The sequence below is a fragment of the Hymenobacter chitinivorans DSM 11115 genome, assembly GCF_002797555.1.
Classification (GTDB): Bacteria; Bacteroidota; Bacteroidia; order Cytophagales; family Hymenobacteraceae; genus Hymenobacter; species Hymenobacter chitinivorans.
The window spans coordinates 612,059-627,012 of record NZ_PGFA01000004.1; the positions used below are offsets into that span (position 1 = coordinate 612,059).

At 58.8% G+C, this 14,954-nt stretch carries 15 protein-coding genes and 1 tRNA gene; 13 read left to right on the forward strand and 3 right to left on the reverse strand.

Translation table 11 applies throughout. From position 1 onward, the window contains the following. The first annotated feature begins 37 nt into the window (after positions 1-37). The 3 genes from CLV45_RS22595 to CLV45_RS22605 all read left to right on the forward strand — a co-directional run bounded on the left by CLV45_RS22595 (position 38) and on the right by CLV45_RS22605 (position 1,590). Positions 38-111, forward strand: a tRNA-His gene (locus tag CLV45_RS22595). 103 nt (positions 112-214) lie between these two features. Then, the gene (locus CLV45_RS22600; protein WP_100338748.1) at positions 215-1,150 is read left to right on the forward strand and encodes a PfkB family carbohydrate kinase; all 936 of its coding nucleotides are present in this window, start codon (positions 215-217) and stop codon (positions 1,148-1,150) included. 143 nt (positions 1,151-1,293) lie between these two features. Continuing rightward, a complete protein-coding gene (locus CLV45_RS22605) occupies positions 1,294-1,590 on the forward strand; it encodes a hypothetical protein (RefSeq protein WP_100338749.1) in 297 nt (98 codons plus the stop codon). A 66-nt stretch (positions 1,591-1,656) separates the two neighbouring features. On the opposite strand, the gene CLV45_RS22610 is transcribed toward CLV45_RS22605, so the two are convergent. From CLV45_RS22610 to CLV45_RS22620, 3 genes are all read right to left on the reverse strand, one after another. Then, positions 1,657-2,328, reverse strand: coding sequence for a hypothetical protein (locus CLV45_RS22610; protein ID WP_157807741.1), 672 nt, complete (start codon positions 2,326-2,328; stop codon positions 1,657-1,659). 193 nt (positions 2,329-2,521) lie between these two features. Continuing rightward, the gene (locus CLV45_RS22615; protein WP_157807742.1) at positions 2,522-3,340 is read right to left on the reverse strand and encodes a hypothetical protein; all 819 of its coding nucleotides are present in this window, start codon (positions 3,338-3,340) and stop codon (positions 2,522-2,524) included. Positions 3,341-3,365: 25 nt separating this feature from the next. Then, positions 3,366-5,099 (reverse strand): M61 family metallopeptidase, encoded by a 1,734-nt coding sequence (locus tag CLV45_RS22620; RefSeq protein ID WP_100338752.1) that lies wholly within the window; start codon positions 5,097-5,099, stop codon positions 3,366-3,368. 243 nt (positions 5,100-5,342) lie between these two features. Between CLV45_RS22620 and rpmH the strand changes: the two genes are divergently transcribed. The 10 genes from rpmH to CLV45_RS22665 all read left to right on the forward strand — a co-directional run bounded on the left by rpmH (position 5,343) and on the right by CLV45_RS22665 (position 14,214). Further along, positions 5,343-5,501: a 50S ribosomal protein L34 gene (rpmH, locus tag CLV45_RS22625; protein ID WP_100338753.1), complete on the forward strand. Its 159-nt coding sequence runs from the start codon at positions 5,343-5,345 to the stop codon at positions 5,499-5,501. Positions 5,502-5,520: 19 nt separating this feature from the next. Further along, positions 5,521-5,958, forward strand: a complete 438-nt coding sequence (locus tag CLV45_RS22630; RefSeq protein WP_262496906.1) for a ribonuclease P protein component — start codon at positions 5,521-5,523, stop codon at positions 5,956-5,958. A 28-nt stretch (positions 5,959-5,986) separates the two neighbouring features. Beyond that, positions 5,987-7,693, forward strand: a complete 1,707-nt coding sequence (locus CLV45_RS22635; protein ID WP_100338755.1) for a S41 family peptidase — start codon at positions 5,987-5,989, stop codon at positions 7,691-7,693. 66 nt (positions 7,694-7,759) lie between these two features. Then, positions 7,760-8,311: a hypothetical protein gene (locus tag CLV45_RS22640; RefSeq protein WP_157807743.1), complete on the forward strand. Its 552-nt coding sequence runs from the start codon at positions 7,760-7,762 to the stop codon at positions 8,309-8,311. 16 nt (positions 8,312-8,327) lie between these two features. Further along, on the forward strand, positions 8,328-8,651 hold the full coding sequence (locus tag CLV45_RS25120) for a DUF6678 family protein (protein ID WP_157807744.1): 324 nt from the start codon (positions 8,328-8,330) through the stop codon (positions 8,649-8,651). A 34-nt stretch (positions 8,652-8,685) separates the two neighbouring features. Next, positions 8,686-9,378: a tRNA (adenosine(37)-N6)-threonylcarbamoyltransferase complex dimerization subunit type 1 TsaB gene (gene tsaB / locus CLV45_RS22645; protein WP_100338757.1), complete on the forward strand. Its 693-nt coding sequence runs from the start codon at positions 8,686-8,688 to the stop codon at positions 9,376-9,378. 89 nt (positions 9,379-9,467) lie between these two features. Next, the gene (locus CLV45_RS22650) at positions 9,468-9,983 is read left to right on the forward strand and encodes a DUF2480 family protein (protein ID WP_100338758.1); all 516 of its coding nucleotides are present in this window, start codon (positions 9,468-9,470) and stop codon (positions 9,981-9,983) included. 139 nt (positions 9,984-10,122) lie between these two features. Next, positions 10,123-11,436 (forward strand): APC family permease, encoded by a 1,314-nt coding sequence (locus CLV45_RS22655; RefSeq protein ID WP_100338759.1) that lies wholly within the window; start codon positions 10,123-10,125, stop codon positions 11,434-11,436. Positions 11,437-11,518: 82 nt separating this feature from the next. Next, a complete protein-coding gene (locus CLV45_RS22660; protein WP_100338760.1) occupies positions 11,519-12,808 on the forward strand; it encodes a hypothetical protein in 1,290 nt (429 codons plus the stop codon). A gap of 101 nt (positions 12,809-12,909) precedes the next feature. Continuing rightward, complete coding sequence (locus tag CLV45_RS22665; RefSeq protein WP_100338761.1) at positions 12,910-14,214, forward strand: serine hydrolase; 1,305 nt, start codon at positions 12,910-12,912, stop codon at positions 14,212-14,214. Positions 14,215-14,954: the final 740 nt, after the last annotated feature.

A 14,954-nucleotide genomic window follows, 5' to 3' on the forward strand; every position in this document is an offset into this window, starting at 1 on the left:
CCGCAACCTTTACTTTTGTGCCTACAATACCAACCTGGTAGATATAGCTCAGCTGGTTAGAGCGTCGGATTGTGATTCCGAAGGTCGTGGGTTCGAACCCCATTATTTACCCACACGGAAGTCCCCGGAGAGAAATTTCCGGGGACTTTTTTTGTTATTTGTACCGTTGTACCCCCGGCGGCATGCCGCTGAAACCCCACTTATTCCCCTGACTATGAGTTTGGTCGTAATCGGTTCCGTAGCGTTCGACGCCCTGGAAACGCCCTTTGGCAAAACCGACAAAATCATTGGTGGCGCCGCCACCTACATCAGCCTGTCGGCTTCGTATTCGCTGAAGCCCGTGAAGCTGGTTGCCGTTGTCGGCGACGATTTTCCGCAGTCCGACATCCTGCTGCTGCAGGAGCACGGCGTCGATACCGAAGGCCTGCAGATCAAGGAAGGGGAGAAGTCCTTCTTCTGGTCGGGCAAGTACTCAACCGACCTCAACTCGCGCGAAACGCTGACCACCGAGCTCAACGTGCTGGCCGATTTCGACCCCATCATCCCCGATTCCTACCAGGACTGCAAATACCTGATGCTGGGCAACCTGGCCCCGGCTGTGCAGCGCCTCGTGATTCAGCGCCTCGTGAACCGGCCCAAGCTGATTGTGATGGATACGATGAACTTCTGGATGGACGTGGCCCTGGAGGATCTGATGGCGACCATCGAAATGGTGGACGTGCTGAGCATCAACGACGAGGAAGCCCGGCAACTCAGCGGGGAATATTCGCTGGTGAAGGCGGCCAAGAAAATCATGGGCTTCGGGCCCAAGTTCCTCATCATCAAAAAAGGGGAACACGGCGCCTTGCTGTTCCACAAAAACAAGATTTTCTACGCCCCGGCCCTGCCCCTGGAAGAAGTTTTCGACCCGACCGGCGCCGGCGACACCTTCGCGGGCGGCTTCATCGGCTACCTGGCTGCCACCGACGACATCAGCTTCGACAACATGAAGCGGGCCGTGATTCACGGCTCGGCCATGGCCTCGTTCTGCGTGGAGAAGTTCGGCACCGAGCGGCTGCTGAACCTGACCAAAGAGCAGCTGGAAGCCCGTGAGAAGCAGTTTGCCGACCTCGTGGAAGTTATTCCCGCTACTTCGGCCCAGCCCGCCTAAGCGGCGTCTGAGGCCCCCCGAATTGAAAAAGCCTGCTGGCCCATTTTGCGGTCGGCAGGCTTTTTTATGCTCGTCATTGCACAACTATTTGGGCGCGGTCAGGGTACAAGAGAAGGAATTTTCTCACCTAAGCTTTTACTGCCATGACTAAGCATCAAGATAAAGCGCCTACCAATTCCGAGAAGTCGAAAAAGCAGATGGGCACGCCCAATGGCCCGCAATCCGCAGAAAACGGGTCGGAGTCGCCCATTCCCAGCTCCCGCATCCATTCCAATAGTGGCGGCACCCAAATGCAGGACGTGAATCAGAACGGTCTGAACGACGCCGGCAACCCCACCAAGAACAATACGCCCGGTGGCGGCAACAGCGAAGAGCAGCGCGTTTCGCAGGCCAACAAGCCCCGGCATAACCCCAACGCCACGCAATTCGACGCCAAGTAACGTTGGCGGCAAGAATGCCCGTAACGGGCCCGGTCGACACTTCGGCCGGGCCCGTTTTTATTGCGCCTAGCGGATGGCGGCCGGCAACTGGAGCGTCACGTAGCGCGCGGGCAGGTCGGCGCCGGCTTCAGTGGGGCCAAACTCCTGCTGCACGATGATGCTGCCGTCGGGGCGCCAGCGGGCCTCGGTTGGGCCCCAGTTGATGAGTTCCCGCTGCCAGACGAGCTTGGGGCCTTTGGCACCAACCTGCAGCAGTTGCAGGCCGTTAGGGTCGAAGGCAGCGGCCAAATCGGCGTTGCTAGCCAGAATGTAGCGGCCGTCGGGGGAGGCAACGGGCCGGCCCCAGATGTCAGTGCGCTGCCCGGTCCGCTGATCGATGAGTACCACGCTGTGCCCTTCCCACAATCCCACGCTGACCACCCACTGGTGCGCGCCCGGCAATTGGCCCCAGTAGGAGTACTGCACGGCATTTTCACTGTCGGTCGTGTCGTTGCGCAGCACTACCGTCCGGCCGTTGGTGGCCTTCAGTGCCAGGTCTAGTCCAGCCCGTTGTACTCGGCCGCCGGTTTGGGCCAACGGGGAAGCTTCCACCGAATCGGGCCACAGGGGCAGGGCGGCGGGACGGGTTTGCTGCCAGATGGCCTTATCCGCTGGCTGTACGGCTATGACCAAGCCGCTGTGCGTACGCAGCGTGTCGTGGCCCGTCGCTTTCACGACATCGGCGGAAGACTGCGCCACGGACGGCGGGGCAGGTGCGGGTACTGCCGTCGTTGGCGCCGGTTCGGCGGCGGGTGAGGTAGGGGCAGTACTGGAAGTGGCGGGCTGGTCTTGGCTACAGCTGCCAAGCAGCAGCGCCATTGCCCAGAAAACGGAACGAAGGGGGAGATTCATGCGCAAGTATAGGAATTCGGCCATAGAAGCGGCCGGGCTCTTACGGCACTACCTGCATGCGCACCACCCGGGTGTCCACGTCGCCGTTGTCGAAAAAATCCTGCTCAAAGAGGATAGTTTTGTTGTCGAGCCAGCGCGGCCCGGTCACGCCCCACTCGGTTTGCCGTTCCCAGAGCTTTTCCAGCCTCGGGCCGTCTACGTGCCATACCTGCAGGCCACTAGGCTCGTAGCGGGCCAGCACGTCGGAGTTGCCGCACACGAAATGCCGGCCGTCGGGGGCCACGGCCGGCGGGCTCCACACCCGGGTACGGCGGCCGGTGCGCTGGTCCACGAGCAGAAAGTAGCCGCCCTCGTAGAGGTGGACCGAAATCAGCCACTGTTTGATTTCGGGCAGGCTGCCCACGTATTCGTAGCTGATGTTTTTCTCGTAGTCCTCGGCCGGGTTGTTGACCAGGCGCAGAGGCTGTTTCAGGCCACTAGGGCGCAGAACCAGGGCGCCACCCACGCGCTTTACCGTGGGGCCGGCCGTGCGCAGGCGCTGCCGCTCTTCGGCTTCCAGGTCAATTTCCTGCTCTTCCTGCTCGGTTTTGGGCTCGGGCGGCAGCCAGGTTTTGTGGGGCAGCTTCTCGTACACGTTGCGGGAGCCCTGATGAATGCTCAGCACCCGGCCCGGCAGCTGCACCAGCGTATCGAGGTGCTCCAGGCGGTAGATGCGGGGCGGGGTGGGCCGGGGCACGGGCACGGCCGGCGTAGCCGTCGGCACGCTGGGCTGCATCCGTTCGGCCGGACCACGAAAAGAACAGCTCCACAGCAAAAAATGCGGAGAAATCAACAAAAGCAGGGCACGAAGCCGAAACATGGACTTGGGGGTAAAAACGCGCCGCTTAAAAATCTTGTTTGAGCCACTGCCGGAAGCTGGCCTGTTGCTCGGCCGTAGCCTGGGGCAGCTTTTCCACCGTGTACTTGGCCCAAAACTGCTGCCCAGGGTTGCCCGTCAGCGTCACGGTCAGCAGCCGGTTTTGCCGAAACACGCTGATTTCGTAGCTGGCCGCGTGGTCGTTGAGCAGGCTTTGCAGGTTCATATCCACCCGCCGCCCGTTCACGGCCACGATTTCGTCGTCCACGGTTAGGGCCGCGGCGGCCGGGGAGTCGGGCAGGATGTCGGTTACCTCGGTCCGCTCGTTCTTGACCACTGCCCGGAACCCAAATACGCCCTCGGCCACCGACACGCTCGGTTCGGCGTGCAAAGTGCAGCCCACGAAGCTCAGAGCTTTGTCGAGGGGTTCTTCCAGCGGGGCCGTGCCGTAGATGAACTTGTCGAAGTAGGTCTTCATGTCGCGCCCGGCCACTTCCGTCACAATGCGGAGGTAGTCGTCCTCGGTATAACCAATTCCGGTGAGGCCAAATTCCTGGTAGAGGCGGCGCATCACGTCGTCGAGGCTGCGCTGGTGGTTGCTCAGGCGGCGCAGCGTGAGGTCGAGCAGCAAGGCCGCCAAGGCGCCCTTGTGGTACACCGACACCTTCCGGTCGGGCACGCCGGGCTTATAGCCATCCAGCCACAAATCCATGGAAGCGTCGGCCAACGAGAGGTTGTGGCGGCCGTAGTCGTCGTAGTGCTTGCGCAGCACGATGTTGAGCTCGGCAAAGTACTGCTCGGCGGTGCGCACGTGGCTGCGGGCCAGCAGGTATTCGCCGTAGTAAGTCGTGATGCCCTCGGCAATAAAGCAGGTGCGGAAATAGTTTTCCCGGGTGAAGTCGTACGGCTGCATTTCAGCCGGCCGGATGCTCTTGATGTTCCAGGTGTGAAACAGCTCGTGGCAGCTCACGCCCAGCAACTCCTTGTACAGCCCTTCGGTCATCAGTAGCTCGGCGGGGCCCAGCACAATTACCGTCGAGTTCATGTGCTCCACGCCGTGGTAGTGCTTGTAGGGCAGAATCTGGTTCAGGAAGTGGTAATCCTGCACTGGGAAGCCGCCGAACAACGCCAGCTGCTCTTCCGAAAACGCCGCAAAGTCCTGCAGCAGCCGGGGCCAGTCGGGCGCGCACTCGCCCTGCACCCAGATGGAAAAGGGAATGCCCTGCACGGCGTAGGTGTGCTGCACCAGCGTGGGGCTGGCAATCAGCGGAGCGTCTACCAGCTCGTCAAAGGTGCGGGCCTGCAGCGTATTGGGGCCACTCTGGGGCAGGCCGCAGGCAATCTGCCAGCCGGTAGGCAGTTCCAGCTGCAGCTGGCAGGTTTCGGCCTGCCGTCCTTCCACGTACATGAAGCACTGCACCCCGTTGAGGTAGAGCTGGGATTCGTCGAGCCAGGAGCCGCCCGCGTCCATCTGGTGGGCGTAGAAGTTGTAGCGCACCCGCACCGTGCGGCCCGCGGCACCCGTTACCTGCCACCGGTCTTTGGTGAGCTTGCGCGTGGGCAGAGCCTCGCTAGTCGCGGCGTCTTCCACCACCACGCGCTGCACTTTCTGGGCAAAGTTCTGAAGCTCGTACCGGCCCGGCCGCCACGCCGGCAGTTGCAGTTCCAGAGCCTCGGCGGCCGTGGCGGCCACTTCGAAGGTCATCTGGACCTGCAGGTAAAAGGTAAGCGGATTGGCAAACGAAACGTAGTAGTGAATCATAGAACGCGGGACGGGGAGAGGCCGGGAACGTGGGTGCAAAGCTACGGGTAAGCGCGCGGGAACCGCTATGCCGTGGCATATCTGTTTTACGCAGGAAAACCCAGCAGGTAGATGCGTATCTTTGGGGCCGGCGACCCGACATTTTCGCGGGTTAATTCGAAAAAGCTGGCCGAAGCATTGCCTTTTCCAAATCAAGGTCTTACCTTTGCCGGCCTTACCTGTCACTGAGTCTCTTACAATATCATGAAACGTACTTTTCAGCCCTCGCAGCGCAAGCGCCGCAACAAGCACGGTTTCCGCTCACGTATGGAAACCGCTAATGGCCGCAGCGTGCTGGCCCGTCGTCGTGCCAAAGGCCGTAAGCGCCTGACCGTATCCGACGAAGGAAAACATAAGCGCTAAGCCGCTGACGGCGCCTGCCGTGTCGCCTTCCTTGGCTCAGACGCCGGGGGCGCGTTCATATTCGTTTCCGAAAGAAGAACACTTGTGCCGCAAAAAGCTCATTGAGGAGCTTTTCGGCCGGGGTTCTTCTTTTGGTTTATACCCCCTGCGCATCGTGTGGCTGCCGGCCCCGGCGCCCACCTCGGCCCCGCCGCAGGTGCTGGTCAGTGTGTCCAAGCGCAGCTTCAAGCGCGCCGTCGACCGCAACTACCTCAAGCGCCTGATGCGCGAGGCCTACCGGCTCAATAAGTACCGCCTCACCGAAGCCCCCGGCGGGCACCCGGTGGGCACGATGGCCATTATCTACACCGGTAAGGAAAAAAAGCCTTTCGCGCTGGTAGAAAAAAAATTAATTTCAGGGCTAGAGCGTTTGTTAGCCGATGCAACCCCCACAGCCGTGGCCGAGTCAGTGTCGTAAGCTACTTTTCTCGCTTCTAGTCGTTTATATGCGTAAAACTACCGTTGCTGGCCTGCTTCTCGGCGGGGCCGCATTGCTCGCCTCCTTTCGGACTGCTTCGGACAACGAGCGGTACTTCGAAATTGCCAAGAACCTGGACATTTTCGCCACCCTGTTCAAGGAGGTAAACACGTTTTACGTCGACGAGGTGACGCCCGCCAAGCTGGTCAAAACCGGGATTGACGCCATGCTCAAGTCCCTGGACCCGTACACCAACTACATTCCCGAGGACGATATCGAGGATTTTCGCACCATGACCACCGGGCAGTACGGCGGCATCGGGGCCGTGGTGGTGAAGCGGGCCGGCAAGACCATCGTGCAGAGCGCCTACGAGGGCTACCCGGCCCAGAAAGCCGGTTTGCTGCCCGGCGACGAGATTCTGAGCATCAACGGCGTGAATGTGGAGAAGAAGAATAACTCCGACATCAGCAAGCTGCTCAAGGGCCAGGCCAACTCGACCGTGAAGCTCGAAGTGACGCGCTACGGCCAGGAAAAGCCGATGGAGCTCAACATCACCCGCGACAAAATCCAGGTCGATAATGTGCCTTACTACGGCATGCTGTCCGCGGACGTGGGCTATTTCCAGCTCAGCAGCTTCACCGTGGATGCCGGCAAGGAAGTGCGCCTGGCCGTGAGCAAGCTCAAGGAAATGGGCGCCAAGAAAATTGTGTTCGACATTCGGGATAATCCCGGCGGCCTGCTCAACGAGGCGGTGAATATTTCCAACGTCTTCGTCGACAAAGGCACCGACGTGGTGAGCACCAAGGGCAAAGTCACGGAGTGGAATAAAACCTACAAGGCCCTCGACGCCCCGCTCGACACCCAGATTCCGGTGGTTATCATCACCAGCAGCCGCTCGGCCTCGGCCTCCGAAATCGTGTCGGGCGTGCTGCAGGACTACGACCGGGCGGTGGTGGTCGGGGAGCGGACCTTCGGCAAGGGCTTGGTGCAGGCGACCCGGCCGTTGAGCTACAACTCCCAGCTCAAGGTGACGACGGCCAAGTACTACATTCCCAGTGGCCGCTGCATTCAGGAAATCGATTACGCCCACCGCGCCGACGACGGCACGCTGGGCAAGTTTCCGGACTCGTTGCGCACGGCCTTTAAAACCCAGAGCGGCCGTATCGTGTACGACGGCGGCGGCGTGGCGCCCGATGTGGAAGTGCAGGAAAAGGAAATTGCCGACATCACCCGGGTGCTGCTGCAGAAAAACTACCTCTTCGACTTTGCCACCCGCTACCGGTCCGAGCACCCGACTATTGCTTCGGCCCGCGAGTTTCAGCTCTCCGACGCCGACTATCAGAAGTTCGTGCAGTACCTCAACGGCAAGGACATCAACTACAGCACCGACGTGGAGAAAAGCCTGACCGATTTGACCAAGAAGGCTAAGGAGGAAAAGCACTACGACGACGTGAAGGCCGAGATTGAAGCCATCCGCAAGAAGGTGTCGACCAACAAGAGCAACGATTTGAACCGCTTTAAGCCCGAAATCCGGGAGCTGCTGGAGCAGGAAATCGTGTCGCGCTACTACTTCCAGAAAGGCAGCATCGAGGCCAGCTTCGACGACGACCCCAATATTCTGACGGCTATGCAGGTCATCAATGATGCTCCGCGCTACGCGGCCCTGCTCAAGCCCGGCACCCCAGAAGCCAAGACCCGGCCGGAGGCCAACCGCAAGACGGCGGGCGGGAAGTAACAGCTAGTAGTTTGTAAAACACGAAAGCAGCCTCATCTTGGGGCTGCTTTTATTTTTTGAGTCGAAATGAATGATGTAGCGCTTCGCGCCAAACACTGGCAGGTATTTCTCTTCTTATTAATGCCGCATTTTGTCTCGTGGTATATAACAGACCCGTTCACTGACCGAATACTGAGTTTGATCAGCATATTTTTCCTCATGACCTGGGTAGTGCTGCAGGTCAACGCCCTGAGCCAGTTGCGGGCTAATCGGGCGGGATATAGCGTGAGCTGGTTTTTGACTAGTGTATTTGTGGTGTTAACTGCCTGGAGCTACAGTAGCATATCGGAAGATCCGGACTTCTATATTTCCAGTACTAAGTGGCATGGTGAGGGCCTGGGAGGCTGGCTGTTTTTCTTTACAGCCTTCGCCTTTCTGCATGCCCACTGGTTTCCCGGCTCCATGCTCAAAGCAACCGAAACCGGTAGTCGGCCCGACGTAAGCCAGGGCGTGAAGGAATTTTTGCTGTACTTCTTCTGGCCGGTTGGCGTGTGGTTTATTCAGCCGCGCCTAAACAAGATCTGGGAAGAGCATCGGTGGGCCCAGCAAGCACTGCAGCGCCTAGGCACCGACGAATAAGTATTCGAACGGCACAATGAATACTCACTTAGTTATTAATAGGCTGGGTACAGAGTACGGCATTGCGGTCCGGATGAAGCTGTTTGCTGCCGATGAGGTTAGTGGTTGGTCTTCCTGGTTTGCTGTTCCTGGTGAAAATTATGTTGAGTTATCAAGTACCGGCCCTTATCCTTTGCGGGAAGTGGAATGGGCGGAGTTAAATCCTTTTGTGGTCGAAATCAGAGGCCGTTTGATTATGCCACTTATGCTCAATCGGGAGCAGCAGGTATTGGAGATATTTGAAACCGAGAAAATTCGGTTCGAACGAATAGGGGTGGTATTTAGGGTATACCTCACGTAGAAGGGCAGCGGAAACGAAGTGTTACCTTTGTCCCATGTCCACGCTCATTCTTTCCCTCGAAACCTCGTCTCCGGTTTGTTCCATAGCCCTGCACCGCGACGGGCAGCTGGTGGGGCAGTCGGAACTGCGGCTGGAAAAGTCGCACTCTTCGCACCTGAGTCTGCTGATTCAGCAGCTGCTGGACAACACCAATACCACGCTGCAAGACTTGGCCGCCGTGGCCGTGTCGGATGGGCCTGGCTCGTACACGGGTTTGCGCATTGGCGGGGCTGCGGCTAAGGGCTTATGCTACGCCCTGGATATTCCGCTCATTGCCGTTGGTACGCTGCCAGCCCTAGCCCAGCAGGTAGCTGATTACACGGCTCAGGCCGAAGATGTGCTGTTTTGCCCGATGCTCGATGCTCGCCGGATGGAAGTATACAGCGCCCTCTACGCCCACGACGGCCGGGAAGTGCTGGCCCCGGCCCCGCTCATTCTGGATTCGGAGACGCTGGTCGAACAATTAGCCCACCACCGCTTGTTATTCTTCGGCAACGGCGCGGCGAAGTTTGCTCCGCTCGTAAATTCAACCAACGCGGGTTTTCTGGCGGGTATTGAGCCCTCAGCTATTGCCGTCGGCACCTTGGCCTACCAGGCTTACCAACGCCAGGATTTCCGGGACGTGGCTTACTACGAGCCGTTTTATCTGAAAGAAGTACACACCACCACTCCCAAGGTTAGAACTTAGAGCTCAGAGCCTAGAAGCAGCCGGCTCCCTAAGTTGAAAAAACAGTCTAAGTTCTAAGCTCTCACCTCTGAGCTCTCACATATATAAACATGGAAGATTTCGTCAACCGCGTGGCGCAAAGCGCCCTGACCACGCTCAACCTGGAGGAGTTTATTCACCCCGGGGAGCGGGTCGTGTATGACATCAAGGAAAATCTGTTTCACGGCCTGATACTGCGCGAAAAGGATTTCCGGGAGTTCATCAAAACTCACGACTGGAGCCAGTACGACGGCAAGAATGTGGCCATCATCTGCTCGGCCGACGCCATTGTGCCCACCTGGGCCTATATGCTGCTGGCCTCCAAGCTCCAAAACCACGCCCACCGCTACGTGTTCGGCAACCTCGAAGCGCTGGAGCAGGAGCTCTTCCACGAAGCCATTGCCGCCCTCAACCCCGAAGACTTCCGCGACGCTAAGCTGGTTATCAAAGGCTGCGGCAATATTCCGGTGCCGACCTACGCCTATGTGGCCATCATGCAGAAGCTGCTGCCCGTGGCCTCCAGCATTATGTACGGGGAGCCGTGCAGCACCGTGCCGCTTTATAAGCGCCCCAAAGTGCAGGCCTAATACCCGTTGCACTACTATTACAGAAGCCCGTCAGTTACTGCTGCCGGGCTTCGTTGCGTTCGGACCAGCCGGCAGCCAGGCTCGAAGAAGGATTAAAGCGGGTAGAATATGCATCTTTGAGGGTTAATCCGTCATCCGCATGCCCGAGCCTACTGCTAGCCAACCGTATAAAATAAGCTTCCTCACCGGCACCGCCATTGTCATTGCCAACATGGTCGGTACCGGGGTGTTTACCAGCCTGGGCTTTCAGGTGCTGGGTATCCAGAGCGGTTTTGCGCTGCTGATGCTCTGGATAATCGGCGGCCTAATTGCGCTGTGCGGGGCCTTGTGCTACGGGGAGCTGGCGGCGGCCATGCCCCGCTCCGGTGGTGAATACCATTACCTGTCCCAGATTTACCACCCGGCCTTAGGGTTTCTCTCGGGTTGGGTTTCGGCCACGGTGGGCTTTGCCGCTCCCACGGCTTTGGCGGCCATGGCCCTGGGCAAATACGCCGCCAGCGTGTGGCCCACCGTACCGCCGCAGCTCTTATCTATTGCCGTGGTGCTGCTGCTCACGGCGGTGCACGGCGTGAGCAGCCGGGCCGGCAGCCGCTTGCAGGTAATCGTTACGGCCGTTAAAGTTGGGGTGCTGGTCGTCTTTATCGGGGCCGGCTGGGCCGTGGCCGCGCCGCAGCCCATTGCCTTCCTGCCCCAAGCCGCCGACTGGCAGCAGCTGCTAAGTCCGGCGTTTGCCATTTCCCTGATTTACGTTTCCTACGCTTACTCGGGCTGGAACGCCGCCGTCTACCTAACCGGCGAAGTGGCCAACCCCCAGCGCAACCTGCCCCGGATTCTGTTGGCCGGCACGGCCGTGGTACTCTTATTATATGTGGGTCTCAACTTCGTCTTTCTCAACGGCACGCCCATTACCAAGCTGGCCGGGCAGCTCGAAGTAGGCTACGTGGCCGCCAGTGAAATTTTCGGCGCTGGTATTGGCCGCCTGATGGGCGCCGTCATTGCCGTGCTGCTCGTGTCCACGGTCAGCTCCATGGTTTTTGCCGGTCCGCGCATTATTCAGGTGATGGGGGAGGACCTGCCCGCCCTGCGCGGCCTGGCCGTGGTCAGCAACAACGGTATTCCGGTCCGGGCCCTGCTGCTGCAAACCTGCCTGACCCTGGCCTTCATCCTGACTTCGACTTTTGAACAGGTGCTGCTTTACGCCGGCTTTATCCTGAGTTTGTTCACGTTTCTGACGGTGCTGGGCCTGTTTGTGCTCCGCCTGCGCCGTCCCGAGCTGCCCCGCCCGTACCGCGCCTGGGGCTACCCGGTTACTCCGCTGATCTTCCTGGCTTTGAGTGGCTGGACGCTGATTTTCATTCTGCGCGACAAGCCGCTGGAGTCGCTCTACGGGCTGGCTACCCTGGCCGTGGGGGCCGTGGTGTACTTTGTGGGGCAGCAGCTGCGCAAGGCCTGAGCCGCCAAGCTCAGCTGCTACGGCTTAACCCCATACATTTGTATTCACCGATATTCCTTACTTCTCCTTTCTACCTTTTTCCATGCGCCTATCCTTCGTCCGGGTGCTGCCGGCTCTCGTGCTTCTGCTGGCCGCCTGCTCCGAACAAAAAAAGCCCGCCGCCGAAAAGCCGGCTCCTGCCCCCGCCGCCGCGCCTGCCAAGCCTGATTCGGTAGCTACGGCCCCGCCCGCACCCGCTGCCCCCGATACCACCGAACTGCAGGACGTGGCCGCCTACATGGCCGGCAGCCAAGTAAGCTGCCAAAGTGCGCTGCGGCCTCTGACGGCTTCTCCAGCCTGGCAGGCCTTCGCCGCCGACGCCGATAAAAGCTGGGAGAAATATCATCAAACCCGCACCAGCAAGATTCAGCAGTGGGCCGCCACCGAGCTGGATTCGGTACGAGCCGCCAGCCCCACCATCTTTTACCCCTTCAGCGGCCCCGACCTGCTCAACGTTGTAACGATGTTTCCCACCAGCCAAACGTATGTGCTGATGGGACTAGAGCCCATTGGCACAGTACCCAGCGCCAGCACGCTGGCCAACCCGAAGCTGTACCCGGCCCTGAAGGCCTCGTTGTGGTCGGTGCTCAACTTCAGCTTTTTCCGCACCAACGATATGGCCGTGGAGCTGAACTCCCGCAAGCCGGATAGCAATGCACTGCGCAAGGCTAATTCCATTCTGAAAACGGCCGCCAAAACCAACCAGCGCGTCAACATCGGTGGGGTAGTGCCGCTGCTGCTGCTTTTTGCTGCCCGCACCGACCATCAGGTGGAGACGCTCCGGTATGTGGTGCTCTCGCCCGACGGTCAGCTTACCGAGGCTGATTCGGCCACGGCCCAGAAACCGGGGCTCAACGTGGTGCCCGGCGTCGAGCTTAAGCTGCGTGGCAAAGACGGCGGCGAGAAAACCGTTGTCTACCTCTCCGCCGATATCAGCGACTGGAAACTGGGTCTTACCAAGGAAGCGGCCCTGAAGTATGTCCGCAGCCTAGGCCCAGTTACGACCTACGTCAAGTCAGCCACCTACCTCATGCACAAGAGCTACTTCTCCAAAGTGCGCAACCTCGTGCTGGAGCGCAGCAACTACGTGCTGCAGGACGACTCGGGCATTGCCATGAAGTATTTCCGCCCCGCCGATTGGAAGTTTACTTACTACGGCACCTACAAGCGGCCCATCAACCTCTTTGCCAAGCAATATCAGCCGGCCCTTACCCGAGCCTACGCCGACTCCACTAACAAAGCGCGGCCTTTGCCTTTCGGAACTGGCTACAATTGGCGCCAAAATGATTCGAACCTGCTCCTGGCCAAGCGGCGCACGGCTCCGGCCAGCTAAGTCAGCCTCAAAAACAACCCTCGGGGCTCCAACCATGCCGTTGGAGCCCCGTTTTGATTTATTACCGGCTCTATTTTCCGCTGCACCTTATATATAAGCATATGCCCACTGCACTTCGCGCCCAAATCCTAGGTTTATTCCTGCTCCCGAGCCTGGCGTTGCTTGCGTGGCTCCCAGCAGCTCCCGTATCCCCGCCGGCGGTGCGCCCCCCCGCCGCCGACAGCCCTCTGCTGGATAGCCTGCTGCGCTCCGACCCCGCTCTGGCTCCGGTTATCAAGCGGGCGGCCGACTACGAAGTCCAGATTATTTATACCCAGATAAACCGCGACGCGCAAAACCGGCCCCACTTCACCCAGCACAACTTTCACCTCAACGCCCGGCAGTACTTCAACCCCGCCAGCCTGGTGAAACTGCCAGTGGCGGCCTTGGCGCTGGAAAAGCTCAACCAACTCCAGCAGCCCGGCCTCACCCGCAACAGCCCATTCTCGATTGGCACGGCCTTCCGCTGCCAGACCCCCGTGCCGTATGCCGCCCCCGCCGACTCCGACCAGCTCAATACCGTCGGCAATTACATCAAGCGGATGCTGCTCGTCAGCGACAATGGCGCCTACAACCGCCTCTACGAGTTTCTGGGCCAACGGCCGCTCAACGAACGGCTCTGGAGCCTGGGCTACCCCGACGTTCGTATCGTGCGCCGCTTTGCCCCCTGCGACACCGCTGCCAACCGCTACACCAACCCCTTTACCTTTTATGCCAGCGGAGGCCAGCCCATCTACCAGCAGCCGGCCGCCGTCAATTCCCGTGCCCTCAGCTTCCCGCTCGGCCGCATAACCAAAGGCCGCGCCTATCAAGCAGGCGGCCGGATAATCCAGGAGCCCTATGATTTCACCACCGCCAATTACCTGCCACTCCAATCCATAACCGATATCCTCAAGGCCATTCTTTTCCCCAACGACGTTACCGCTGGTCAGCAATTCCGTCTTGCCATTACCGATTACGCTTTTCTACGCCAATACCTACACCTGACGCCGCACGCCTCTAAGTTTTCGTTCTACCGGTCCAGCCGCTTCTATGATGCTTACAAGAAGTACCTCTATTATGGCCGTAGCGCCGACGCCTCCGTCCAGCCCAGCTTACATATCTATAATGTAGTGGGCATGTCCCACGGCTACCTCGCCGACGTAGCCTACTTCGCCGATTCCGCCCAGCAGTCCGAATTCATGCTCAGCGCAGTTATTTATGTCAACAAAGACGGTATTTTGAATGACGGGGCATACGAATACACATCAGTTGGCTTGCCATTCCTAGGCCAGTTGGGCAAAAGACTCTATCAATATGAAGCCAGCCGCCCCCGCGCTGTCAAGCCTCATTTAGAAAGCCTCTTCACCGCAGAGGGAAGACAATAAGAAACGATCCTAAAAATCTTTAACGGCTCGTGAACTTCTACCTGCCCCTAACGGGTTACACCTCAGTCCACTGACAAAACAAGCAGCGGAATAGGGCCGGCCTTCAACGAAAAAGTTGGCTTATTGGTTTGGAAGTGCCAAACGGATGCTGCACTTTTGCAGTCCCAAATCGAACGGAGGCGGGCACTACACCCGGAAAGCAAAGCTTGAAAAAAGTTTTCTGCCGGTTTGGAAAGTGAGAAATTAAGCTCTTACCTTTGCAGTCCCAAATCGAACGGAGGCGGGCTACGAACGACGGAGGGGAAAAGTTTTTCACCTTGTTTGGAAAGTAGGCAAAAAAGTTCTTACCTTTGCAGCCCGCTTCGAGAGGAAGGGGGAAAGCGAGTGACGGAAACGAGTCGGAGGTTGAAAAAATAAATTTTCACTTTCACTTGCGAAACGAAAAAAGGGTTGTACCTTTGCACTCCCAAACCGAACGAGGGGCGGGGAATACGAGTAGAACACGGCTAGCTTGGCTAGCACACGGTTTCACCAACAGGGTGAGGCACACGTTCTTTGAATAGTTGGAAATGACAAATAGGTAAGGCTTTCTGCTCGTAAGAGTAGAGAGTCTAACAAGCGACAACGAAACGAGACTTACTCGTTATACGAGTCGGATCAGCACTCGACATCAGCTTACTTACGAGTAAGTGTAGGAATTTATACAATGGAGAGTTTGATCCTGGCTCAGGATGAACGCT

Excerpts from the sequence above, each read along its gene's own strand:
- rpmH (WP_100338753.1), top strand. The coding sequence starts at position 5,343 with ATGAAACGTACTTTTCAGCCCTCGCAGCGCAAGCGCCGCAACAAGCAC.
- CLV45_RS22660 (WP_100338760.1), top strand. The coding sequence starts at position 11,519 with ATGCGCCTATCCTTCGTCCGGGTGCTGCCGGCTCTCGTGCTTCTGCTG.
- tsaB (WP_100338757.1), top strand. The coding sequence starts at position 8,686 with ATGTCCACGCTCATTCTTTCCCTCGAAACCTCGTCTCCGGTTTGTTCC.
- CLV45_RS22665 (WP_100338761.1), top strand. The coding sequence starts at position 12,910 with ATGCCCACTGCACTTCGCGCCCAAATCCTAGGTTTATTCCTGCTCCCG.
- CLV45_RS22605 (WP_100338749.1), top strand. The coding sequence starts at position 1,294 with ATGACTAAGCATCAAGATAAAGCGCCTACCAATTCCGAGAAGTCGAAA.
- CLV45_RS22615 (WP_157807742.1), bottom strand. The coding sequence starts at position 3,340 with ATGTTTCGGCTTCGTGCCCTGCTTTTGTTGATTTCTCCGCATTTTTTG.
- CLV45_RS22620 (WP_100338752.1), bottom strand. The coding sequence starts at position 5,099 with ATGATTCACTACTACGTTTCGTTTGCCAATCCGCTTACCTTTTACCTG.
- CLV45_RS22650 (WP_100338758.1), top strand. The coding sequence starts at position 9,468 with ATGGAAGATTTCGTCAACCGCGTGGCGCAAAGCGCCCTGACCACGCTC.
- CLV45_RS22655 (WP_100338759.1), top strand. The coding sequence starts at position 10,123 with ATGCCCGAGCCTACTGCTAGCCAACCGTATAAAATAAGCTTCCTCACC.
- CLV45_RS25120 (WP_157807744.1), top strand. The coding sequence starts at position 8,328 with ATGAATACTCACTTAGTTATTAATAGGCTGGGTACAGAGTACGGCATT.
- CLV45_RS22635 (WP_100338755.1), top strand. The coding sequence starts at position 5,987 with ATGCGTAAAACTACCGTTGCTGGCCTGCTTCTCGGCGGGGCCGCATTG.
- CLV45_RS22640 (WP_157807743.1), top strand. The coding sequence starts at position 7,760 with ATGAATGATGTAGCGCTTCGCGCCAAACACTGGCAGGTATTTCTCTTC.
- CLV45_RS22600 (WP_100338748.1), top strand. The coding sequence starts at position 215 with ATGAGTTTGGTCGTAATCGGTTCCGTAGCGTTCGACGCCCTGGAAACG.